The following is a 23144-nucleotide window of genomic DNA, read 5'->3' as shown; positions in this document are numbered from 1 at the left end:
ACATATCGGTAACCACACATGTTTGTATCTCGCAGTAAATACGAAGAAAAAGAAGCGCAAGTACGTAAACTAGAAGCAAGAGTGCAAGAAGCCTTAGACAAAATTGACGTTTTAGAGGCAGAAAATAGTGAACTCATTAATGCCATTGAGGCTGCAAACGGCCAGCATGCATCGTCGAACGATTCCGTTGTAATGAAGTGCATTGTTGATGCAATGCGTCAATTAGAAGGTATTCGTGAAACGGTGTTGTCTACTTATCAACGTATCGATGCTGAGAACCAGTCTGTTGCTAATATTAATGAGTTGTTTAGTGATTCTGCGACTACATTAAGCAAAATTGTTACCGACATGAGCGGGCTTAATGTCCAAATGGGCAGCATGAGCGAACGTATATCGGGGCTATCAACGACAGCAGATAACATTAATAAATTTGTTACTACTATTACGAGTATTTCTGATCAAACTAACTTACTTGCGCTAAACGCTGCTATCGAAGCTGCGCGAGCAGGCGATGCAGGCCGCGGGTTTAGTGTTGTTGCTGATGAAGTACGTGCATTGGCGACAGAAACCAACAAATCAGCAACAGAAGTATCTGAGCTGGTGAACGGTATAATTCAGTCTACTTCCAAAGCGGTTTCAGGTGTCAATGAGCTGCGCGGAAACAACGAGCAGCTAGAGACCGGCATTAATCAGCTAAATGGCAGCTACGAAGTTATGGTGCAACACTGTGACAGTATGAAGTCCACCATTAGCGAAGGCGCAATTGCTACGTTCATTCAAACAGTAAAATTGGATCATGTAGTGTGGAAGGCCGAGGTTTATGCATTGCTGTGCGGCTACAGCAATAAATCTGTGGCGGACTTTGGCGATCATAAGAACTGCCGCCTTGGGCAGTGGTATAGTGACAATGCTAACAAAGCAATTGGCCAAACAACGGCATTCAGAGAGATTGAAGCGCCGCATGCAAAAGTGCATAGTAGCGGTATCGCTGCCGTTCTAGCTAAACAAAATGGCAACAATGCTGAGGCAGATGCTAAGCTTATGGAAATGGAACAAGCCAGTGAGAGAGTACTAACACTACTTGATAGGCTAGTTAATTAGCGCCCGTAGAGCCTTGCGGTTCAACTGGCCCTATTGAAAAGCGTGGCGCCCGAATTCATAGCGGCGCCCTAAACGGAGGGCTTTTTGGTGAGTGAAACATCGTATTCCACCGAACAAGAGCGCATTCTAGCGCTGGAAGCCCGCGTTAACTCTTTAGAACGACAGCTTAAACGTCAAAAAATAGCGCGTAAAAACGCAGAGTCTTTTCTTGAAACCTACTCACAAGATGCTTACTTAGCGAATCAAGCGCTAAGAAAAGCCTTAAAAGATTCAAAACAGCGGGAAAGGGAGTTGTTGTACCTTAACCGAGCCGCATCACAGCTTTCAAATGCTCAGCCGGGTAAGAGTTTTATATTTTCTGCGCTGGAATCGGCGGTTGAATTTAGCGGTGCCCATTGTGGAAAAGCATTTATTGTAGAAGGTGAAGCGCTAACGGTGGGGGATGATAGCCAGGTGCTATCTCACGAAAATGGATGGTATAGCTCTCCCGAGCTCGCCAAACTTCTCAAAGACGAAACCCCTCTGACACTGCGCGAGAGCTATTCCCACTGGTGCGTTAATGCAGTGCAGCGACCAGATACAAAAGAAGAAGCAAGGCTACTTCACTTTATGCATGAAATGGCAGACGGCGAATTCGCTTGGCTCGTGTTGCTTACCAAAGACGATCACTTAGAAGAAGAAACGCTACACGTTCTTGATACCACCAAACATTATCTAAACATTACGTCTCGTTACCAGAACAAAAAAACTGAGCTCACCAGTCGGCAAATAGAATTGAGTTCGGTTAAAAAAGACAGAGACTTTCTAGAAGAAAGGCTGGTTAGTGCAGACAAGATGGCGATGTTGGGGCAACTTGCTGCGGGTATAGCACACGAAATCAATAACCCTATCGGTTATGTTCGAAGCAATACGGTGGTTGCAAAAGAAATTTTTAGCGATTATCAACACGCGTTAGAAGAAATAGGCAAGCTTTGTCGCACTGCTGGTGGAGAGGTAGAGTCGCAGTTCGAGGCGCTGGAAAAACGCTTTTCACTACAAGAAAGTGCGAGCGAAATTACAGAGATGTTCAATGAATCTCACGAGGGCATTGAACGTATTATTGAAATTGTAAAAGCGCTGCGAAGTTTTTCGTATCCTGGTTCAGGAAAGCATACACAAATTAGTGCCATTGACGCCATGAACACGGTGATCAAGCTCACGAATAACCTGCACAGGTACAAAAACAAACTTAATGTAGAAGTACCCGATAAGGATGTCTATTTCCTTGGTAATGCAGGACAGATCCAGCAGGTGTTGGTTAACTTTGTGACCAATGCTATTTATGCAACACCAGAAGGGAAGTCCATAACACTAAAAGTGCAGCAAGATGACAAAAGCGCCATGCTTATCGTAGAAGACGAGGGTATTGGTATGTCGAAAGAAACACTGGATAGAATATTCACGCCCTTTTTTACAACTAAACCACCCGGCGAGGGAACAGGGTTGGGAATGTCTATTTCCATGACTATTGTTGAAGAGCACAACGGAAAGATAAATATCACTAGCGAAGAAGGAAAGGGTACGCGCGTTACCGTTTTGTTACCTCTAGCCTAAAGTATAAATTGCTTTCCTAAATAGCTGATAGAATATAGAATTTCTCTAATTTTTTCTTCCTGCTAGACAGAATTTGTTTATGTTCTAGTCTTAGGAGGTAAGCAACATTTCCTACGATTAACGGATGATTGCTTTGCTACATGGAGAAAGCACCCAATGAGAAATAATCAGCCAGTTACCCAAAAAGAGTACAAGTTTCCCGCACATCATCGTCTTATTTCATCTACCGATAAGCGCGGTGTAATCCAGCATTGTAACAGCGCATTTGTAGAAGCAAGTGGCTTCAGTCGCGAAGAGCTCATTGGCAAAAATCACAACATTATCCGTCATCCAGATATGCCTGCTCCTGTCTTCAAAGAAATGTGGCGTACTTTGGAATCAGGGCAAAGCTGGATTGGGTTAGTCAAAAACAGAAGAAAAAATGGCGATCACTATTGGGTTTCGGCGTTTGTGACTCCCGTTTATGAAGGTAAGTCAGTAGTAGGCTACGAATCTGTTCGAGTGCCGGCGTTAAATGACGAAATAGCACGCGCATCTAGTGTTTACGCCAGAATGCAGGAAGGAAAATCTGCGGTATCGCCGATGTCGCGACTGGGGCAAGGCCTCATGCACATGGCGCCAACAATACTGTTAAGCACCCTACTTGTTTTAGTACTCGCGTTTACCCATGGTTGGGCAGCGGCAGGTATTGCGCTGCTTGGAGCTGTAGTTTTAATGATTGCTCAAGAAACCAAGACAAGAAAAGACTGGGGCGCGCTGCTTTCTCTTAGCCCAGAAAGCTACGCTAATGAAACGGTGGCACAAACCTACTTCCCAGACCCCCCTCACATAAGCCAAGCCAAACTTGCACTGGGGTGTGAACTTGCCAGAAATCGCACGGCATTAACCCGAATTAAAGATGCGTCAGCGGGGCTCGAATCAATTGCTAACACCACGCATCAACAAGCAGAAAGCACCAGTGCCGCGGTTGTTCAGCAAAATCAAGCTACACAGCAAATTGCGTCTGCGGTAACGCAAATGAGTCAAGCGATTCAAGAAGTTGCCGAACGAGTAGAAAGTAACGCAAAGAGCGCAAGGACAGCGGCATCTAATGTAGAGACAGGCAACCAAAAAGCAGAACAAGCCATGCAGGCGATTGTCGCCTTACGCGAGGCGGTTGAGTCTATCTCTACCACAGTGACAGAGTTGGCTCAGTCAACCAGCGATATTGGCGAAGCGGCCAATATCATCTCGACCATCGCTGAGCAAACTAACCTGTTAGCGCTTAATGCTGCGATCGAAGCTGCAAGGGCTGGCGAACAAGGAAGAGGTTTTGCGGTTGTTGCCGATGAGGTTCGTACTTTAGCTTCGAAAACTCGCGAATCGACCGATAAAATCCACAACATCATTAATGAATTGGCTGAGCGTTCTGATCGAGCTGTAAGGGTATCGACGGAAGGGCTAGCTTCAGCTGAGCACGGCAGCGCTATAGTAGAAGAAACCCGAGGTGCATTGTTTGAAATTAACAATGCAGTGAAAGGTATCGCTGATGCCACGGTAGAGATGTCTTCAGCGGTAGAAGAGCAAAGCACGGTGGCAGAGCATATTAACCAGCAGTTAGTAGAAGTCGCTGACGGCGCGTCTGAAACCCAGCGTTCATCTGAAGCATCGCTTGCAGCAAGCCACGATTTGCGCGCAACGGTTAATCAGGTTCACGAGCTAATATTGCGTTTCAGTACAGATAAGCGAGTGGGAGAGTAATACTCTCTCCAGCTCGCTTAAGCTCGCTCCATTAAAAGACCTATTGCCTATTGGCGCACAGATGTGGGGCTAAATAGAAGCCTATAAAACCCGAAACAACGCTGTAGGCATGGGTATTTATGAGTTCGCGTTTAGTCCCGCGTGTAGGCCGCGTCTGTAGGCCGCCACAGCGGGGAATAGCGAAACCAAGTATGTGCACCCCAGTATCAGTAAAATGATAATGACACTGCTTTGTCCAAACAGCGGGCTGCTTAAAAACAATCCATAGGTACTGCTTAACCAAGGTTTTAGTGCGCTCATAAGCCCAGCTACCAAGCCTAAACTCAGTGCGGCACTCACAATCGTAAGCAGCATCGCTTCAATCTGTATGAGTAGCAGTAAGGTAAACGGTCCTGCGCCTATAGTTCGTAAAACGGCGATTTCTTGATAACGCTCTCTCATCGTTGCCAGCAGCATAGTCGCAAGCCCAATTAGCGCGCAGATGACGATAAGACCGGAAAGGCCAAGCAATAGCGATTCAACATTTCCCATAATTTGCCAAAGTTCTGCGAGTGCCATGCCCGGTAGAATAGCCATTAGCGGCTCTTTTTTACTTTGATTAATTTGATACTGAAGCTGCAGTGCAGTTACCCGATGTTTAAGCCCCAGCATCACCACGGATACTGACTCAGGCGTAAACGCTTCGCTATTGTAAACTGCATGTTCTTTTGTATGCTCGTCATGCTCATGCTCATGCTCATGCTCGTTCGCCTTGTCAGCAGATTTATGACCTAACATTGAGGTGGGGGAATGTTTAGGTCCTGTGTGGGCTTCTTCAAGTCCCTGTAGGGTAACGTATACGGCTTTATCTACGGGCGTACCGGTTTTCTTAACTATGCCTGAGATAGTGAAAGGGTGATCATCATGGTTGTTGAACGATACGCTACCCAGACCATGGGAAATAATAATCTTATCTCCTACCTTGTACCCCAATGATTTGGCGATGTCTGCGCCAATAACGGTAGACAGTGGCTGCGTAAATGTCGAGCCTGCTGCCATTTCAAGTGATTGCATATCACCGTATTTAAAGTGGTCGAAAAAGCTGTTGGTCGTACCTACTACTCTAAAACCTCTGTGGGTATCACCCAAAGATAGCGGGATAAGCCACGATACCTGCTTGTTAGATTGAAGCGCCGCAATACTTTTATATTCAATACCTTTGGTGGGAGTGCCTATATTAAACACTGATGACAGGAGTAAATTAAGCTGTCCACTTGGTGCGCCAACAATAAGATCAACACCAGAAACGGTGCGCGTAAAACTGGTTTTAACTTGGGTGCGAATAATGTCCACGCACAAAAGTAAACTAATGCTGATGGTAATGCTTAAAAGTGTGAGGATTGCCGTTGTTTTCCTGCGCTTTAAGCTTTCAATAGCAATGGTACTTAGCATTACGCACGCTCCTGTGCTTTTGGGGCCTCAGCGCCTCGCGTTTTTATGTGGTTTGTACTTGGGCTTAATTCACTCATGCTGCAGTGGCGGTCGAAATAACTCTCCATGGCTTTATCGTGACTAACAAAAATCATGGTGCTTTCACCTGCAACGTCTTTTAGCAGCGACATAAAACTATCTCTGGCATCGGTATCTAGGGCAGAGGTAGGTTCATCGACAATTAATAATTGTGGGTCGTTAATCAGTGCTCTGGCAATGGCAACGCGCTGCTGCTGACCAATACTCAATGCGTCAGCTTTCGCATGCAGCACGTGAGAAGGCAGCTGTAGCTTGTCCAGTAAATGACGAAGCTTTGCGTCTGATGCTGTCTTGCTGACGTTTGTACTTGCAAAATACACCGCCGCATTAATGTTCTGTGCCACAGAAAGGTAGGGAATAAGATTAAATTGTTGAAAAACAACGCCGATATTGCGTGCTCTAAACTTGTCCCGCTGTCGGTTCGATAATGTGGAGAAAGGCTGCGCTAATAAGGCAATGTCGCCCTGAGTTGGAGTTAATGTTCCGCACAGCAAATTGAGCAATGTGCTCTTTCCGCTACCCGAAGGCCCTGAGAGAAAAACGTGCTCACCTTGCGAAACTTGCCACGCTTTAATGTCAATGATGGGGGCACTTTCTTTGGTGTACGAAAACTGTAAATTGCTAACTTCAATCGCTGTGTTACGCTCTTTATTCACTGCGTTGTGCTCTTCATACACTGCGTTGCGCTGGGAGTGAGTGCTATTGTTTTTATTGATGGTATTCACGCTAAGCCCGACCTGTATTTACGTCTTATGTTCACATTAGCAAAAGCGACACGTCTGTTCACCCAGTTAAAAACCAGAGAAAACACATTGCCGCGTTGAGGTAATGTTATCAAATAACATTTTTGCTTATAGCTATGCTATCAGATCTCATCAGCCTAAAGCGGCAATTGCTCTTATTAATTGCTCATCATAACGACGCAAAAGAGAGGCGCGCCTAAATTATCAGCCGTTAGCTTGTAGCTTTACCACTTCTGCGCTTTCATCTTCTAATACGCTTTCTGCGGTAGCGCCTTTGAAAATCTTACTGATTTTATCTTTGTTTTTAGACAGCATGATGGTGAGCTCTTCCACTACGCTATCGTCTAGCTTGATGCCCTTCGCATGAATGTAGTCAGCAAGGTTATCTGCTGCATCGAGCATTTTGTCATACTGATCGGCTTCTTTTTTGTCGGTAGTTACCAATTTTTCTACCCCTTTGTGCGTAACAACATACTGTGTGGTAATGGCCATGGTAGGTCCCCTGTTTATTAAAGACACAAAAACTGTACAGTATTTTACTGTATAAATAAACAGTATTTTGATTAAATGTCTGAGCGTAGTGTTTGGGGAAAGGGCAAATGATTGTTCTAAAGGTGATTAATGCTTGTGCAATTAGTAACTGCTGCGTATAATGCGCGCCCTTACAGCCATCCCAATTCGTTCCTTGTCTCCATACAGTCGGCTGTACTGTCGAGGCTACAACCGTAAGGAGCTATAATGCGTCATTACGAAATCGTATTTATGGTTCACCCTGATCAGAGTGAACAAGTACCTGGTATGATCGAGCGTTATACCACAATCCTAAAGCAAGACGGTGGTCAGATTCATCGTTTAGAAGATTGGGGCCGTCGTCAACTGGCTTACCCAATTGAAAAGCTGCACAAAGCCCACTACGTACTAATCAATGCTGAAGCGTCTGCAGAAGCTGTTGATGAATTGGAAAATGCTTTCCGTTTCAACGACGTGATCCTACGTAACATGGTTATGCGCACTAAGACTGCTGTGACTGAGCCTTCTCCAATGATGAAAGAAGAGCCTCGTCGTGAGCGTCGTGACGATTCTGCTCCTCGCCAAGATCGCGCGGAAAAGAAAACTGAAACCACTGAAGACAACGCTTAAGGAGATCACCCATGGCTCGTTTTTTCAGACGTCGTAAGTTCTGCCGTTTCACTGCAGAAGGTGTGACTGAGATTGATTACAAAGATATCGCTACTCTTAAGAACTACATCACTGAGAGCGGTAAAATTGTCCCTAGCCGTATTACTGGTACAAGCGCAAAATATCAGCGTCAGCTGTCTTCTGCGATCAAGCGCGCACGTTTCCTTGCGTTGCTTCCGTACACTGATTCACACAAGTAATTTGGCGAATATAAGGGTTAGCTAAGATGAATATCATCCTACTAGATAAAATCGCCAACCTTGGCGGCCTGGGCGACCAAGTGACTGTTAAGTCTGGTTACGCTCGTAACTTCCTTTTCCCACAGGGTAAAGCGGTTCCTGCAACTAAAGACAACGTTGAAAAGTTCGAAGCACGTCGTGCTGAACTTGAAGCGAAAATTGCTGAGCAACTAGCTGCTGCTAACGCACGCGCTGAAAAAGTTGCTGAGCTTGCTGAAGTTACAATCGCAGCTCCTGCTGGTGACGAAGGTAAACTATTTGGCTCTGTTGGTACTCGTGACATCGCTGATGCAATCACTGCAGCTGGCGTTGAAGTACAAAAAGCAGAAGTTAAACTACCTACTGGTACTCTTCGTGAGACTGGTGAGTATGACATCGACTTACAACTTCACTCTGACGTTATCACTTCAATCAAAGTGATCATCATTGCTGAAGCGTAATCGCTGACGTATTTGAAAAAAGCCGCTCCTAGAGCGGCTTTTTTTTGCTCTAAATTTTTGTTCGATACTTAAAGACCAATACCAATCCGCATAGATGATTGCCCACCCAGAAGGCGCTGGCAAGTTTCCTAACAAAGCGTGGGAATGCAGGAATGGCCGTTGCTTTTCAAATTCCCAGAGTGAAGCTTGCCAGACCTTCCCGAAGGGCGAGTTTAAAATATCCCTACCCTCACTCCACGTCGCGACGCCTAATTAACGATGGGTGTAAGCAAATATGTCCAGCGCCGACAAATGGCGTATTTTTGAGGTCCACTCATCTGCGATAAATAACGTTTTTTAAACGGTATTTAAACAAAATGTTAATAATCGCTGAAATTCTTAGTGTCATGGCTTTAAACTTTTTCTGTCATTCCTGCGACCTATAGTAAACCAAACAATAAAAAGCATAAGTGCCATATTATGGACATCACTAAGCAAGCAATAAAAAACGCGACTGGGGTAGGTATAGGAATAACACTGCTGGTATTTTTAGGGCTATATAGCCTGTTTAATTTACCGGTACAGCTGTTTCCTGACATTGAAAGACCGAATATTAACATCCAGACCTCGTGGCGCGCTGCTTCGCCCCAAGAAATTGAGTCGGAGATCATTGAACCTCAAGAGGAAGTGCTGCAAGGGATCCCTGGCCTTGAGTCGATGAATGCATGGGCAAACCAAGGTAATGCGTGGATTAATCTAGAGTTTGGTTTAGATACGGACATGCAGAAAACGCTCATTGAAGTGATTAGCCGCATGAATCGCGTACCGCCACTACCTCGCGATGCCTTGTCTCCTAATATTATGCTTGCTGGAAGTGGGGGAGACGCCCCCGCTTTGACCTACTTTTTTCTTCAGCGCCTTCCGGGCAATCCAAACGAAATTAATACCTATGTAACCTTTTTTACCGATGTCATTAAACCTCAGCTTGAATCTATCCCGGGCGTTGCAAGGGCGCGTATGGAAAGCGGGGTTGGCGGCGTTGAGGAGTTTCAAATTGTTTTCGACCCGTTTAAAGCGGCGCAGTTAGGCATTGACCTAACGGCAGTTGCCAACGAGTTGGGGCGTGCGAATGATATTTCAGGTGGCTTTGTCGATGTGGGCAGAAGACGCTATACCCTGCGTTTTGAAGGTCGCTACGAGCCTACGCAAATGGGTGAAATGATCCTCGAATGGCGAGACGGCAGCCCTATCACGCTAAATGACATTGCCGAAATTAAAATCACCCGCGCTGACGGTGCAAACTACAGTGTACAAAACGGCAATCCGGCTATATCTATTCGCGTAGACAGACAAAACAACGCCAATGTTTTAGCTACCTTAGAAGCCGTAAAAGCAAAAGTTGCACAAATAAACGAACAGGACTTGGCCCCTGAACAGTTAGTAATGGCGCAAAGCTTCGATGCCTCAGTGTTTATCTATAGAGCGGTGCAGCTAGTTACCAGCAATTTATTTATAGGCGTGCTGCTTGCCATTGCCGTGCTTTGGCTCTTTATGCGCCAGCTGCGGGCAACGCTCATTGTGGCATTGGCCATTCCTATCTCACTACTTAGCACTTTTGTGGTGCTTCAACTTACCGGTCGCTCGCTCAATATCATTTCACTGGCAGGACTCGCCTTCGCGGTAGGTATGGTGCTAGATGCCGCTATTGTCGTGCTGGAAAACATTGTAAGAACGCGCAAGAGCGCCGAAGCCGAAATCGAAAATAAAGACCCAAATTCACAAACGCACATGGAGGATTGTGCCCATCGGGGAACGAAAGAAGTGTTTGGTGCCCTCATGGCGTCAACAGCCACCACCGTTGCTATTTTTATTCCCGTCATGTTTTTGGAAGATGTTGAAGGGCAATTGTTTGCTGACCTCGCTCTTACCATTGCCATTGCAGTGTGTATGTCGCTAGTGGTTGCGGTAACGGTATTGCCCGTCGTTGCCGCTAGATACCTTAATGGCAACATGCCAGCTGATAGCTTACAGCGGGTATGGGCTAAGATAACCCGCGCTATTATGTCGCTATCAAGTACGCCGCTTCGCCGCCTCGTATTAGTCATAACACTCATGGGCGTGCCTATTACAGGTAGTGTTTTGCTTATGCCTTCCATGGATTATTTACCGCCCGTAAAACGCGATGCCGTTGACGCCTTCTTAAGTTTGCCTGCGGGTGCCAGTGAAAACTTTATTAGTGAAGAAGTGATGCCAATTATCGTTGAACGACTGCAGCCCTATATGGACGGAGAAAAGCAGCCAGCGCTGAAAAACTACTACATTATTACGTGGCCAAATGGCGGAAATTTGGGTGTGCGCGCTAAAGATCAGTCTAAGGTCAAAGAGTTAGAAGCCATTGTTCGCGATGAAATTTTAAAGGATTTGCCGGATACACAAACCTTTTCACAACAAGGCAATTTGTTTGGTGGCTTTGGAAACGGTCGCTCAATCGACATACATCTTCAAGGTACCGACCAAGCCATGCTCGGCATCGCTGCGCAAGCAGGTTTAGACAAGTTGAGAGAAGTTTTCCCTAACGCGAATGCGCGTTCGAACCCTCCATTAGAGCAAGCTGAACCAGAGCTTCGTTTTTACCCCAATGATAGCCGAATGATGGAAGTCGGGTTAAATCGGGGCAGTATGGGGAATCTGGTACGTGCCATGGGTGATGGTATGTATGTGGGGGAGTACTTCGATGGCACCAAACGCATGAATATTATCTTTCGCTCAGTACCCTGGTTTACACCCGAAGACTTAAACAGCACGCCAGTCATGACGCCATCAGGCGAGGTGGTGCAATTAGGCGAACTGGTAGGTATTGAAAGAGCCGTAGGGCCAAGTCGTATTCAGCGCATTGATGGTCGAAGAACCCTTACGCTAAACGTAAATCCGCCAGAGGGTATGAGTTTAGAAGAAGCCATGAAAGTGATTACCTCTGAGGTTGAACCTGCCATTATGGCCATGATGCCTACCGATGGCGCTATTAATTATGGTGGTAGCGCGGATAGCTTAAAAGGCGCTATTGCCTCGATGGCTGATAACTTTCTATTTGCCATGGTGTTGCTACTGCTGTTAATGGCGGGGTTGTTTAAATCGTTAAAAGACAGCGTGCTGGTAGTACTTTCTATTCCGCTAGCCACGGTGGGCGGGGTGATTGCTATTCGTATCATGAACATCTTTACCTTCCAGCCCATGGACCTGCTAACCATGATTGGCTTTATTATTTTGCTAGGGCTTGTGGTGAACAATGCCATTTTACTCGTGCATCAGACTCGCCTAGGAGAGCAAGAAGGGCTGACCCGTGATGACGCGGTAGAACAAGCCATCAAACTACGTTTACGGCCTATCTTTATGAGCACGCTGACTTCAATCTTTGGCATGCTGCCCCTGCTGTTGCTACCGGGTGCAGGCAGCGTTATTTACCGAGGTCTTGCGGCTGTTATTGTGGGAGGAATGACGGTGAGTGCCATATTCACCTTGCTATTACTGCCTACCTTGCTGCGTATGACGGCTTCAACGTCATCTGTAAATATACTCAAACCCCTGGCCGAGCGCATAGAGAGCACTGGCGCTTCGCCGACTACCTCATCCACCGTAAAACAAAATAAATACAACGATCATGTGTAAGGAAAAGACAACCATGAAAGCAATGACTTCTACTCTCGCCCTTAGTGTGTTTGCCTTATTTGCAAGCAGTGTATCGTTGAGCGCACAAGCACAGGATAGCAATCAACCACCGCCGGTGCTGGTTCAAATAGATGAAGCCAGAGAGCAAGCGATTTCACAACTAACCTGGGTTCCTGGAACGGTACTAAGCGTTATCGATGCAAACCTTGCTTCTGAGGTAGACGGTCGCATCACTTGGATGGCAGAGGTAGGTGATGTGGTAAAAGCGGGGGAGCCTTTAGTTAAAGTCGACGATACTCGCTTAAGCATTACCCGCAATCAAAATGCCTCAAATATTGCCAGATGGCAGTCGCAGGTTGAACTGTTTACCAAACGACTCGCGAGGTACAAAAACCTTCAGGCCAGTCAAAACACGTCCAGAGGCGAGTTAGAGGAAGTGGAAGCAGACTTAGAGAATGCTAAGCAGGAGTTAGCGCAAGCCAAATTGGATTTAGAATTCACCGAGTATCAGATAGCACAAAGCAGTATTCGTGCTCCCTTTACGGCTTTGGTGGTTGAAAGGCTGCAGTCGCCGGGCGAATACACTGGGGTAGGGCAAACCCTGCTTCGCGTGGTAAACCCTGATAGCGTTGAAGTTCAGGTGCGCGCACCGCTCAACGTATTACCCTATATTGCTAACGGCATGAGCGTTAGCGTTCACAATAACGTGAACCAAGTAGAAGAATCTATTCGTGCCATTGTACCGGTAGGCAACAGTACATCGCGCATGATGGAGCTACGAATTGCCATCAACCCCGGTGACTTTCCTATAGGCAGTGCAGTGCGCGTGGCGCTGCCTAGCAGCGATACTCATGATGGTGTCACCATACCCCGCGATGCACTGGTACTAAGAAAGTCGGGCACCTTTATCTATCAGCTCAATGAAAATAATGAAGCGGAGCAAGTTAAGGTGACAACCGGGGTGGGGATGGGCGATAGAATTGAAGTGTTTGGCGATGTGAACCCGAAGCGCTCGGTTGTGGTGAGAGGAGCTGAACGTCTGCGTGCAGGCCAGAAAGTACGTTACAACAATGAGCGTGAGTCTTTGACAGCGAAGAACTGAGAGAATTGTAACAAATGTAAAAGTGCTATCCATTTAGACTAAAGTTAATGAGAATGTTTCTTATTTGTAATTGTTGATTATCAAATGGAGACATCCTTGAAAAAGTTAGTTTTAGCCAGTGCAGTATGCACGCTATCCAGTCCGGTAGTATTTGCGCAATCCCTAGAAAACCAGAATGAAGAAACCAAGTCTATAGAGCGAGTTGCTGTGGTAGGCGCAGCAACTAACTTGAGCATTACTGCCGAGGATATTGAGCAGTTTCAGGCAAACGATTTAGCTGACGTTTTTAGAGAGTCTCCGTCGGTCAGCGTTGGCGGTTCAGTAGGTGTAGCACAGAAAATCTTTATCCGTGGACTAGAAGATGCTTACCTGAATGTAACCGTAGATGGCGCGCAACAAACCTCAACCCTATTTCACCACATAGGCCGCGTGACGCTAGATCCCGATCTTTTGAAGCAAATCGATGTGCAGGCTGGTGCAGGTGAAGCAACCAGTGGCCCAGGTGCCATTGGTGGTTCAATCCGCTTTAAAACCAAAGATGCGCAAGATTTATTGAGAGGCGACGAACAATTTGGTGGTCGAGTAAAAGTGAGTTATTTCTCAAACGAAGGCACCCGATATAGCGGCAGCCTTTATGGAAAGCTAAGTGATTCATGGGGCTTGCTAGGTTATTACAGCACGGTTGACAGAGATAACTTTGAAGATGGCGACGGCAACGAAGTGCTGGGCACTGCCGCAGATCAAGATCTCATGTTCCTTAAAGCCAGTGGTTACATTGCGGATAATCAATACCTTTCAATAAGTGCAGAGCAGCGCGATGAAGAAGGTGAGTTTTCGGCAAGACCTAACTGGGTAGTACTAGAAGGTGCTCCACTTTATCCTAGTGAAGCAGAGCGTGATACCTACGTAGCGAACTACCGCTTTGACCACAGCGCATTGGTTTTCTTAGAAGCCACTGCATACCAAACATCATCATCGTTCCGCGGCGGCCGTTTCGATTTCTTGTCTGATATCGATACCTATGGTTTTGATATTAGAAACACCACCGACATTTCAAACCACGTATTCACCTACGGTATCGACTATCGTAAAGATGAGGTAGAAAGTGGCCCTGGCGTAGGTCCTGTGCAGAACGCAGAAGAAGGCAGCGTAATGGGTATTTACGCGCAAGCTCATAGCAATATCACACCAGAGTTGTTGTTGAGCTACGGTGTTCGTTATGACGACTTTGATTTTCAGCAACAAATCTTGATCGATGACTATTACGGCACACCCGTTACCGATGAGCCATCTGGACTAGACGACAATGAACTTAGCTTTAACGTCGGTCTTGAGTATCAGCTTACCGAAGCTTGGACCCTTGGTCTTGGTTACGCAGAAGCGGCGCGCGGTAAGCAAATTGGTGATGGTTTCACGCTTGACGAATACTTATATGATGGTGAGGACGTTCCCGTTGTTGCCAGTGACGTGGTGCCTGAAACTGTCACTAATATTGAAGCGTCAATCGAATACAGCGCGAATAACCTTAATGCGCGCCTTAGCGCCTATGAATCTACTATTGATGATGTGCTATTTAGCGGTTATCAAGGCAACTCGGTATTTAATAATATCGGCGACCTAGAATCATCTGGCGTAGAGTTTAACCTTGCGTATCGCTGGGACTCTGTTGACGTGTACTTTGGGTTTTCAAGCGTAGATGTTGAATTGATGCCTCGTGAAGATCTGTACAGCGTACCCTATAACAGCATCGATATTAACGGATACGAGTTTGTTGGCTTAGGTAATAGTCGCGGTGATACGTGGGTACTTGGTGCAGATTACACCGTTACTGCAGACATTAGCGTTGGCTTTAACATCACTATGGTTGACGACATCAACATAGATACCCTTCATCAGGCCTTGGAAAACGGTTGGACCGACTCGCTTTATTCACTTAACAAAGCAGACTATACCCTAGTGGATATTTATGGGGAGTGGGAAGTCACAAACGACCTTCGCTTAAATCTGGCGGTAACGAACTTGTTTGATGAAGCGTATATCGACCATTCAAGTGTGGGTGACTACAGCGAAGTATTCCCAAGCGTTATTGGTCCGCAAGAAGCTGGACGAGATATTCGTTTGTCTGTCACTTACGATTTCTAAGCAACGCCTTTAGATGAACTTTTCCACGTTTAAAAGGTGGGTCTTTTGGGCCCACCTCTTTGCTGGCTTATTGGCCAGCATTGTCGTTTTCATTATGGCTTTTACTGGTGTATTACTCACTTACGAGCGCCAGTTCAAAGAGCTAAGTGAAATGGCTTATGCGCAAACGATTGATATCGAAAAGTCGATAATCTCGACTGAGCGGGTTGTATCAATACTTCGTGAAAAGCATCCTAACGAAGCGCATATTTTTGTTCGATGGGTCAATAGCGAGGGAGCGGCAATTCCCGCATGGGCCGGCGAACACAGCTATCTTATTCACCCCTATACCGGAGATATATTAAGAGAAGGAGAAGGGGTCGTTGAAGAAGCATTTCATGTCATCACTGACCTGCATCGATACCTTTTAATGGAAGGGGATTACCAATTAATTGGCAAAACCATAACGGCTTATAGCAATCTTATTTTTATTTTTTTGCTGTTATCGGGAGTCATCGTATGGTTGCCCAAACACATATCGAAAAAATCCTTAAAGCAGCAAATGTGGTTACGGCAAAAGTACACTAATAAACAGCACCGTCGCCGACATTGGCATTTTGTTTTTGGCATATGGTCGCTGCCATTTTTACTTGTGATTGGACTAACGGCTACCCTGTTTTATTTTGAGTGGGCAAACAAAGCATTGTATGGAATGTACGGTGAACAAGTCCCTACTCGCGAAAAGAAAGCTATGCCTGAGACGCTAGACGCCGACGTTGTCAGTTACGACACGCTATTTACCAAAGCTCAGCAACACGCCAATGAAAATGGCTATCAGGATTGGTATTCCATGTGGATGGAAATTGGCAAAAGTGAGGGTGTTGCACGGTTTTATATCGATAAAAGTATAGGGCACAGGCAAGAGTTAGCGTATTCACTGTATTTCGACACGGGAACCGGTGACATCACTAGGACACTGTACAAAACCGATTGGCCCAAAGGGAGTCAGGCTTGGGGTACTTCCCGCTTTTTGCACACGGGAGAATACTTTGGTTTTATAGGCCAGACCATAGCAGGGCTGGTCAGCTTGCTTTGTTGTATCTTAGTTTATACTGGCACACTACTTGGTGTGCAGAGACTTCTCAATTTGCGAAAGCAGCATTAAAAGACTTAGGCAGGGTAATGGTAACGACTAGCCCTGTTTGCTTTGTAGCACTAGCGTCTCTATGTAATGCGTTGTCTTTGATTAGTGCAGCGCGATTTATCGCCGAAATGTCGCCGCCCACAGCGGCAATTTGACGTTTCGCCAGTGCAAGCCCAAGACCAAAGCCAGAGCGCTTTGCGGCATGTACGTAGTTTTTGGCTGCCCGTGCCTTGTCTACCCTGAAAAAAGGTTCGAATATGGCGTCTAGCATTGATTCAGGGACGCCGGTGCCTTCGTCTGTAACCGTGATAACATAGTTATTGTTATCGCTGGTCAGTGTTAAACTCACTTTGCTTTGCTCAGGGGTATGACGCAAGGCATTACGAATAATATTTTCTAACGCCTGCCCCAAAGCAAGCTGGCTGCTCTTTTCAATATTCGCGCATTCAGGTGTGTCGACATGCAAGGTTCTATCAGGGTATTCAAACCGCGCATCTTCACAAATAACATTGATAAGTTCTACCAAGTCAAAGTCATCGCTGTTCAATTGTGGCGATTCTGTATTTAGCCATGCAAAGGTTAGGGTATCTTCAACAAGCTCTCTCATCGTACTTGCTTCATAACGCAAGCGTGAAAGTGCTTGTTCACGATTAATGTCTTGCTCTACAAAGTCTATTGCCATATCAATGCGAGCAAGAGGCGTGCGAAGCTCGTGAGAGAGATCAGCAAGCAAACTTCTTTGATTATAAATGAGACTGCTGGTTCTTTGAGCCATCTTGTCGAACGTTTGGGCAAGCCCAGTAAGTTCGTCATTTCGCTTGGGCATTGCAGCCATTGCACGGGCTTCTAAATTGCCATTTGCGAAATCTTTTGTGGCATTTTCTAATTGCTTTAGTGGCGTCATTAAGTGTCGATACAGCATAAAACTCAACAGACTTAATATCACTAAGGGTAATGCAATTTGAAGCGTTAAGCGTGTGGCGAGCAATAACGAACCTGGGCGCATACGCTGTGGAAGTTGAATTAAAAAGTGCGTATCGTCATCGACGAAGGGGACTTCCATCACAGGGTTTTCTGAAAAGTACAAATGTATTTTCCATTCGGGGCTGCGGCCTATTTGAAATCGGTCAACAAACTCATCTAACATTTGGGTGTCAGCGAATGTGGTCATTTGGGAGTTAACTACGGCAAGCCACGTGTCCTCCTTTGTCTTCACTTCTTGCAAAAAAGCAGCTAACGCTTGTTCTCCATCCTCCAGGTAGATTTTCTCCGCTTCTTGACCATAGGAATAAAGGGTTTCTTGATGAGCTTTATCGATAAAACTCATGCTGGTCTCGGTATGATTGGTAAGCCACGCGATGGCCCAAAATAACAGAACAGTACCAACGGCAATAAATGCGCACAGTCGCCATAGCAGTTTATTTTTCACGAAAAGCGATATCCTTGTCCGTGAACAGTGGCAAGGCGTTCAGGGGGCATGCCAGTTTCAACGAGCTTTTTGCGTACTCTAGACAGGTGCATATCTAAGCTTCGGTCGTACCTCGAAAAGGGTTTGTTAAGCACGCTGTGATAAAGAAATGCTTTGCTCAACGTTTCCCCTTTGTTATCTACTAACATCCAAAGAAGCTTAAATTGTATTGGCGTGAATTCGAGTAATCTTGAGTGGTATTTGGTAACTTGCTGAATGCGATTTAAATAAAGCACATCAACAATGATTTCCGACTTTTGCGTGCCTGAGTCGTTTAGTGTTTTGCTGCGTCGCAGCAGTGCGTCGATGCGAAGCATCATTTCAGTAAAATTGAAGGGCTTGGGTAAGTAGTCATCTGCGCCCTTACGGTAGCCTTCAATCCTTTCTTGCTCGGCACCTGACGCGGTGATCATCATCACCGGTGTTTGCTTTATTTGCCTTAATTGGTTTAACAGCGACAAGCCGTTTAAAGAGGGAAGGCGTATGTCGAGTAACACAAGGTCAAAGTTCTCCTCAAGCACAGCTTGTAATCCAGCATTACCGTCACTTTCGTGGCGAGTGTCAAATCCTCGAGACTGCAACAGCTGTGTGATTTGTTCACTTAACGTCGCGTCATCTTCAACAATGAGTATTCGGGTTTTACGCATAATGGCTTCAGGAAAGAATTTTAAACATACTATTAATAATAGTTATCATTTGCAACTAATCGGTTTGTGACGATAAATTCGGCCGCTAACGCGCGCTTTTATATTGTTACAAATTTACTGTGGTGCTGATGGTTTCTCGCTTTACAATAACGGTTAACCGCTATCTTAGTGCTTGCGCTAAACTGCGGTGCTCTTGATGTCTGCACAATTGAGTAAATAAAGCATAGACGCAGCAGTCAACTAAGCGCTTTTCCTCCTAGGTTGGAGCTACAAGGACACGATCTTAAAAATGGTAATGAGTTTAAAGAAGTTAACGACGTTGTTGGCGTCGCTAGTAGTAGCAGGAAGTGTCGTGACTGGTTGCGCCAGCTCTAATCATGTTACTCAGATAGAAGGTGAAAATGCTGTAATCAAGCACGCCAATGAGCCTGGGTATGAGGACAGATTCAGCAATATTTACGACGGTTTTAAAGCATACCCCGTCACGTGCACTAATGATTGCTACCCAGCGTCTGCCGATATTGAATGTGAAAGTGACATGCAAAATTGTCAGTTCGTTGGCAACAACCCGACAGTGAACTCGCACACCGGCTTTAATGTCACCTGGTTAGGGCACGCAAGTTTTTTACTTAACACCGCAGGTGGTGAGCAAATACTTATTGACCCTGTGTTTGGGCAGTTTGATTGGCCCGTTAATTGGGCTTTTCGATTGGCGGAGGGGTTCAGCCGCAACGAACCCGCTGAGGTAGGTGAAGACAAACTCGCACAAACCGATGCTGTGGTTTATTCCCATATTCACTATGATCATTTCAATAAAGCCGATATTGCCGAATTAGGCACAAAGCCCGAATATCTTGTTCCGTTAGGTTTCGCAGAGCACTTCCCTAATAGAGGCTACACCATTAAAGAAATGGCGTGGTATACCAGCAAAAACGTAGGCAAAACCTCTATTCACTTCGTGCCTGCCCATCATTTCAGTAACCGAATTTGGGTGCCTTATTTGTACGAGGACGACAATGCGACACTGTGGGGTGGTTGGGTATTTGAGAGTGAAGGCAAAACATTGTTCTTTGCGGGGGATACGGGATATTCACCGCACTTCAAGGATATTAAAGCGCGCTTTGGTGAAATAGATGTTTGCCTGTTACCTATAGCGTCTTATTTCAGCGAAACTTCACCCAAATGGTATCGCAAGGTACATACTACGCCAGAAGATGCCATTGTTGCGGCCCAAGACCTAGGCTGTAAAGCCGTAGTGCCTTGGGGCTATGGAAATGCCAGCTGGATGATGGGTGACAAGACGTCACATTCTGCGCTATTTCGTCTTATGAAAATGAAGAAGCAGCTAAACCCTGCAATGCCGTGGGTTATTTTGAATGAAGGTGAGCGGGCGTCTTTTTAATTTAAGCTACGGATAAATGGCCTATTTATCCGCAATCTTATCCGCAATTTTTTGGCATTTTCCGCGCCATTCGTCATCAAGCGCCTCAAGATTCGCTAGCTTTTGGGCCAAGGCTTTGTCTGCTTTGGTATGGGCGCATTGCATTAGGGTGTGAACATTAACGGTATCGTCCTCACGGTGCAGTAGTGTTACTTCGTCGCCAACACTGATGGTTCCGGTTTTAATAACCCGGTAATACCAGCCAGTGATACCTCGTTCTCCGACAAATCTATCTAAATTGGGCACTTCGAAGCGTTGCGAGATTTTATTGCAAGGGGCACGGGGTGCACTTACTTGCAGTTCTACCTCGCCGAACTTCCATATATCGCCGATATAAACGGTAGCATCGTCCATGCCCTCTACACTGATGTTTTCGCCAATGCTGCCCAGCGAAAATTCGCCTTCAGGAAAATGCTTTCTTAATGTCAGATAGTTGGTCGGGTTGAACTGATGCAGCACTTTCTCCGGTCCACCGTGAAGCCGTTTATTGGCCTGTTCGTCTTCATCGGTTCTGTCCATATGCACCGTTAACGCGTCGACGGGGGCTTTAACAATACTGCTTGGTGCCCCACGAGGGCCTAGCGGCTGAGGTTTTCCAGCAAACAGAGCGTTAACAGAAAATGAGGTAGACATGGCATCTCCAAAAAATATTTTTGTGCATTTAAACCTTTCTACTATAGGGTACGACTAACCTTATAACACTAACAAGTGCTAATCAGCACCACAAATAACAAAGAGAAAAGAATGGAACACACACAACAACGTGTTGTACACGCCAATGTGGTGTTTGGTAATAAAAGCGAAAATGAGCTGATATCTAAAGCGAAAAAGGGCGATAAGCAGGCATTTCGGTCCCTTTACGATGAACATATTGGGCGAGTCTACGCGCTTTGTTACCGGCTTACAGGTGAAAAGGGAATGGCAGAAGATGCTTCGCAAGAAGTCTTTATTCAGCTATGGAAAAAGCTTGCTAATTTTGATGGGCAAAGCCAATTTTCCACATGGTTACACAGCGTTACGGCAAACATTACCATCTCTTATATGCGTAAGCAGAAGGGGTGGGTGCAGCGGATGTTTAACTTGGAAAACAGCGGCATTAACGAGATGCCGGCTGAAGAAAACAGCACCGATGTGGATTTAGAAGCATTAGTTATTCGCTTACCCGAGCGAGCCAGAATGGTTTTTGTCCTCCATGCAATTGAAGGTTACAGGCATGAAGACATTGCCAGCATGTTGAACATGGCAGTGGGCTCAAGCAAAGCACAATTTTTCCGTGCTAAGCAATTATTGAAAGATTTTATGGGAGTCGATGATGAGTAATTTTGACGACAAGCTTGCTCAGCATATTTCTGGGATATCGAAAGAGAAGCAGCCAGAACGAGATTTGTGGCGAGGTATTGAACTCGGCATAACATCGCAGCAAGGCGACGCTTCACAAGACGACGCTTCATCATCTACGGTTACATCAAAACAGTGGATGGCAATAGCCGCAAGCGTTTGTTTAGTTACTGTATTGTGGTTCGCGGCTCCTTTTGCGTTTAAAGCTGATGAAAATCGAAGCGATGGCTATGCCCTGATTGACGCAATGAGTATGCAGCAACAACAACAAGTGAATAGTCTTCTTGCTAGTTATGAAAGTACAACGGCGCTAACTGAAGATTGGCAAGAGCAATTAAAAGAATTGGACGATGCTGCAGATGTTATTAAAGCGGCATTAAAGGACGATCCAGACAACTCAGCATTAATTAAAATGCTGCATCACGTATATCAACAGCAGATTGCCTTAATTGAGCGAGTGCACGCGCCAAAGTGGCAGCAAATTTAATAAGGGTTTAAAGATGAATATAAATACGAAAAGCACATTTTTGCACACGTTCATGGCACCTTTGGGGGCCAAGGTATTACTTACTACTGCGCTGCTAAGTATCGCTACTGCGGCGTTTGCAGGAGAAAAAGTAGATAAGACCATCGACACATCGTCTTCGCCGAAAGTGGACATTGAACACATCAACGGAAAAGCAGATATCCGAGTTTGGGATAAGTCTCAGGTTCGTGTCACCGGTGAACTGGGCGATCAAACTGAAGAGTTTATCTTTGAAAGACGTGGAGATGTCGTGGTTATACACGTTGAAGTCAAGCGCCACTCAAAGAGCTGGTTTAATAAAGGTAAAGATGGCGACGACCTTGTTATCTATATACCTTCAGCAAGCGACCTTCACTATACCGCGGTCAATGCTGATCTTATTGCAGAAGGTATAACAAAAGCAGTAGATGTTGAGGTGGTAAACGGCGACGTAACCCTTAAAAACATAGGTGAGCGGGTTGAAGTTGAGTCGGTTAATGGCGATATCGTGCTTGAGAATGTGAGAGGCCGTTTAGAGGCGGAAACAGTGAATGGCGAAATTGAAGCGTCACACTCAGGAAACACGCCAGTGAGCTTTGCGTCAGTTAATGGCAAGCTCGACATCACTTCCGATAGCCCAGACGTATCAGTAGAAACCGTCAACGGTCGAATCGATGTGTCTCTTCAAGCGGTAGACGTACTGCAAATCAATACGGTTAATGGAAGGACTTACGCAAGTTTAGGTCTTAATAAGAACGGTAGCGTAAAAGCGAATTCTGTAGGCGGTGCGATGGAATTTGTCTTTCAAGATGGCGTATCGGCACAATTTGATATTGAGACGCACGCTGGCGGCAACATTGTAAACAATATCAGTGATGAAAAGTCGCAAAAGCCTAAGTATGGCCCAGGTAGCTGGCTACGCTTTATCCACAACGGTGGGGCTGCAAATGTAGACATCTCTACGGTACACGGGCGAATTGAAATAGACCAAAAGTGAATAAGCTATAGGCAACACAATTGAAACTTTAGGTTGAAAAAATGAATTTAGTCCACATTTATTAATCAGACATGTGGTGATTAATGAAAAGCTGCGAGTGATCGCAGCTTTTTTTGTTGTGCGCCGGGCATGGCGCGTAGTGCGAAAGCACTGTCCGACTCATTGTGGTGGTGAGTCGATGACTTGGAGGTG

20 protein-coding genes are annotated in these 23144 nt (G+C 45.7%); 14 read left to right on the top strand and 6 right to left on the bottom strand.

Features of this window, described 5'->3' with window-relative positions:
• Positions 1 to 18: 18 nt before the first annotated feature.
• From WA381_RS06675 to WA381_RS06665, 3 genes are all read left to right on the top strand, one after another.
• Complete coding sequence (locus WA381_RS06675) at positions 19 to 1101, top strand: methyl-accepting chemotaxis protein (RefSeq protein WP_156087108.1); 1083 nt, start codon at positions 19 to 21, stop codon at positions 1099 to 1101.
• A gap of 87 nt (positions 1102 to 1188) precedes the next feature.
• On the top strand, positions 1189 to 2694 hold the full coding sequence (locus tag WA381_RS06670; protein ID WP_061486743.1) for a sensor histidine kinase: 1506 nt from the start codon (positions 1189 to 1191) through the stop codon (positions 2692 to 2694).
• A 156-nt stretch (positions 2695 to 2850) separates the two neighbouring features.
• A complete protein-coding gene (locus tag WA381_RS06665) occupies positions 2851 to 4434 on the top strand; it encodes a methyl-accepting chemotaxis protein (protein WP_156087107.1) in 1584 nt (527 codons plus the stop codon).
• A 117-nt stretch (positions 4435 to 4551) separates the two neighbouring features.
• Here the strand turns inward: WA381_RS06665 and WA381_RS06660 are convergent, their stop codons facing one another.
• The 3 genes from WA381_RS06660 to WA381_RS06650 form a co-directional block, all read right to left on the bottom strand.
• Positions 4552 to 5865 carry an ABC transporter permease gene (locus WA381_RS06660; RefSeq protein ID WP_156087105.1) on the bottom strand — a complete coding sequence of 438 codons (1314 nt, stop codon included), beginning with the start codon at positions 5863 to 5865 and terminating at the stop codon, positions 4552 to 4554.
• Positions 5865 to 6668, bottom strand: coding sequence for an ABC transporter ATP-binding protein (locus WA381_RS06655; RefSeq protein ID WP_156087103.1), 804 nt, complete (start codon positions 6666 to 6668; stop codon positions 5865 to 5867). The genes WA381_RS06660 and WA381_RS06655 overlap by 1 nt, the downstream gene beginning before the upstream one ends.
• A 222-nt stretch (positions 6669 to 6890) precedes the next feature.
• On the bottom strand, positions 6891 to 7178 hold the full coding sequence (locus WA381_RS06650; RefSeq protein WP_014951121.1) for a YebG family protein: 288 nt from the start codon (positions 7176 to 7178) through the stop codon (positions 6891 to 6893).
• A gap of 246 nt (positions 7179 to 7424) precedes the next feature.
• Between WA381_RS06650 and rpsF the strand changes: the two genes are divergently transcribed.
• The 7 genes from rpsF (at position 7425) to WA381_RS06615 (ending at position 16577) form a co-directional block, all read left to right on the top strand.
• Entirely contained in the window at positions 7425 to 7826 is a 402-nt protein-coding gene (gene rpsF, locus WA381_RS06645) for a 30S ribosomal protein S6 (protein WP_014951120.1), read from the top strand.
• 11 nt (positions 7827 to 7837) lie between these two features.
• Entirely contained in the window at positions 7838 to 8065 is a 228-nt protein-coding gene (gene rpsR / locus WA381_RS06640) for a 30S ribosomal protein S18 (RefSeq protein ID WP_012519954.1), read from the top strand.
• Positions 8066 to 8091: 26 nt separating this feature from the next.
• Positions 8092 to 8544: a 50S ribosomal protein L9 gene (gene rplI, locus WA381_RS06635; protein ID WP_012519953.1), complete on the top strand. Its 453-nt coding sequence runs from the start codon at positions 8092 to 8094 to the stop codon at positions 8542 to 8544.
• 459 nt (positions 8545 to 9003) lie between these two features.
• A complete protein-coding gene (locus WA381_RS06630; RefSeq protein ID WP_156087101.1) occupies positions 9004 to 12189 on the top strand; it encodes an efflux RND transporter permease subunit in 3186 nt (1061 codons plus the stop codon).
• Positions 12190 to 12202: 13 nt separating this feature from the next.
• Positions 12203 to 13291: an efflux RND transporter periplasmic adaptor subunit gene (locus WA381_RS06625; protein ID WP_156087100.1), complete on the top strand. Its 1089-nt coding sequence runs from the start codon at positions 12203 to 12205 to the stop codon at positions 13289 to 13291.
• Positions 13292 to 13387: 96 nt separating this feature from the next.
• Positions 13388 to 15433: a TonB-dependent receptor gene (locus WA381_RS06620; protein ID WP_156087097.1), complete on the top strand. Its 2046-nt coding sequence runs from the start codon at positions 13388 to 13390 to the stop codon at positions 15431 to 15433.
• A gap of 13 nt (positions 15434 to 15446) precedes the next feature.
• Entirely contained in the window at positions 15447 to 16577 is a 1131-nt protein-coding gene (locus WA381_RS06615) for a PepSY-associated TM helix domain-containing protein (RefSeq protein WP_156087095.1), read from the top strand.
• Here WA381_RS06615 and WA381_RS06610 read toward each other — a convergent pair.
• Together WA381_RS06610 and WA381_RS06605 are read right to left on the bottom strand one after the other, a co-directional pair.
• Positions 16555 to 17985, bottom strand: a complete 1431-nt coding sequence (locus WA381_RS06610; protein WP_156087093.1) for a sensor histidine kinase — start codon at positions 17983 to 17985, stop codon at positions 16555 to 16557. The genes WA381_RS06615 and WA381_RS06610 overlap by 23 nt on opposite strands.
• On the bottom strand, positions 17982 to 18671 hold the full coding sequence (locus WA381_RS06605) for a response regulator transcription factor (RefSeq protein WP_014977663.1): 690 nt from the start codon (positions 18669 to 18671) through the stop codon (positions 17982 to 17984). The genes WA381_RS06610 and WA381_RS06605 overlap by 4 nt, the downstream gene beginning before the upstream one ends.
• A gap of 289 nt (positions 18672 to 18960) precedes the next feature.
• Here WA381_RS06605 and WA381_RS06600 point away from each other — a divergent pair, with 289 nt between their 5' ends.
• Entirely contained in the window at positions 18961 to 20073 is a 1113-nt protein-coding gene (locus tag WA381_RS06600) for an MBL fold metallo-hydrolase (protein WP_156087091.1), read from the top strand.
• Between the two features lie 21 nt (positions 20074 to 20094).
• Here the strand turns inward: WA381_RS06600 and WA381_RS06595 are convergent, their stop codons facing one another.
• Positions 20095 to 20745 (bottom strand): MOSC domain-containing protein, encoded by a 651-nt coding sequence (locus tag WA381_RS06595; RefSeq protein ID WP_156087089.1) that lies wholly within the window; start codon positions 20743 to 20745, stop codon positions 20095 to 20097.
• A gap of 111 nt (positions 20746 to 20856) precedes the next feature.
• Between WA381_RS06595 and WA381_RS06590 the strand changes: the two genes are divergently transcribed.
• The 3 genes from WA381_RS06590 to WA381_RS06580 are packed head-to-tail and all read left to right on the top strand — an operon-like array spanning position 20857 to position 22952.
• Entirely contained in the window at positions 20857 to 21432 is a 576-nt protein-coding gene (locus WA381_RS06590) for an RNA polymerase sigma factor (RefSeq protein WP_039233618.1), read from the top strand.
• Positions 21425 to 21937, top strand: a complete 513-nt coding sequence (locus WA381_RS06585; RefSeq protein ID WP_069945119.1) for a hypothetical protein — start codon at positions 21425 to 21427, stop codon at positions 21935 to 21937. Before WA381_RS06590 ends, WA381_RS06585 begins: the two co-directional genes overlap by 8 nt.
• Before the next feature lie 13 nt (positions 21938 to 21950).
• The gene (locus tag WA381_RS06580) at positions 21951 to 22952 is read left to right on the top strand and encodes a DUF4097 family beta strand repeat-containing protein (RefSeq protein ID WP_069945118.1); all 1002 of its coding nucleotides are present in this window, start codon (positions 21951 to 21953) and stop codon (positions 22950 to 22952) included.
• Positions 22953 to 23144 lie beyond the last annotated feature (192 nt).

Origin of the sequence: Alteromonas sp. CH_MED4-4 (genome assembly GCF_037029575.1) — a bacterium.
GTDB classification, from domain to species: Bacteria; Pseudomonadota; Gammaproteobacteria; order Enterobacterales; family Alteromonadaceae; genus Alteromonas; species Alteromonas macleodii.
The sequence above is the reverse complement of the archived record's forward strand: the minus strand, read 5'-3'. Positions and strand labels throughout refer to the sequence as shown.

Bases quoted from the DNA above. Each gene is read 5' to 3' on its own strand.
- WA381_RS06605 (WP_014977663.1), bottom strand. From the start codon at position 18,671: ATGCGTAAAACCCGAATACTCATTGTTGAAGATGACGCGACGTTAAGT.
- WA381_RS06630 (WP_156087101.1), top strand. From the start codon at position 9,004: ATGGACATCACTAAGCAAGCAATAAAAAACGCGACTGGGGTAGGTATA.
- WA381_RS06590 (WP_039233618.1), top strand. From the start codon at position 20,857: ATGGAACACACACAACAACGTGTTGTACACGCCAATGTGGTGTTTGGT.
- WA381_RS06650 (WP_014951121.1), bottom strand. From the start codon at position 7,178: ATGGCCATTACCACACAGTATGTTGTTACGCACAAAGGGGTAGAAAAA.
- rpsF (WP_014951120.1), top strand. From the start codon at position 7,425: ATGCGTCATTACGAAATCGTATTTATGGTTCACCCTGATCAGAGTGAA.
- WA381_RS06580 (WP_069945118.1), top strand. From the start codon at position 21,951: ATGAATATAAATACGAAAAGCACATTTTTGCACACGTTCATGGCACCT.
- WA381_RS06615 (WP_156087095.1), top strand. From the start codon at position 15,447: ATGAACTTTTCCACGTTTAAAAGGTGGGTCTTTTGGGCCCACCTCTTT.
- WA381_RS06625 (WP_156087100.1), top strand. From the start codon at position 12,203: ATGAAAGCAATGACTTCTACTCTCGCCCTTAGTGTGTTTGCCTTATTT.
- WA381_RS06665 (WP_156087107.1), top strand. From the start codon at position 2,851: ATGAGAAATAATCAGCCAGTTACCCAAAAAGAGTACAAGTTTCCCGCA.
- WA381_RS06675 (WP_156087108.1), top strand. From the start codon at position 19: ATGTTTGTATCTCGCAGTAAATACGAAGAAAAAGAAGCGCAAGTACGT.
- rplI (WP_012519953.1), top strand. From the start codon at position 8,092: ATGAATATCATCCTACTAGATAAAATCGCCAACCTTGGCGGCCTGGGC.
- WA381_RS06600 (WP_156087091.1), top strand. From the start codon at position 18,961: ATGGTAATGAGTTTAAAGAAGTTAACGACGTTGTTGGCGTCGCTAGTA.
- WA381_RS06595 (WP_156087089.1), bottom strand. From the start codon at position 20,745: ATGTCTACCTCATTTTCTGTTAACGCTCTGTTTGCTGGAAAACCTCAG.
- WA381_RS06660 (WP_156087105.1), bottom strand. From the start codon at position 5,865: ATGCTAAGTACCATTGCTATTGAAAGCTTAAAGCGCAGGAAAACAACG.
- rpsR (WP_012519954.1), top strand. From the start codon at position 7,838: ATGGCTCGTTTTTTCAGACGTCGTAAGTTCTGCCGTTTCACTGCAGAA.
- WA381_RS06585 (WP_069945119.1), top strand. From the start codon at position 21,425: ATGAGTAATTTTGACGACAAGCTTGCTCAGCATATTTCTGGGATATCG.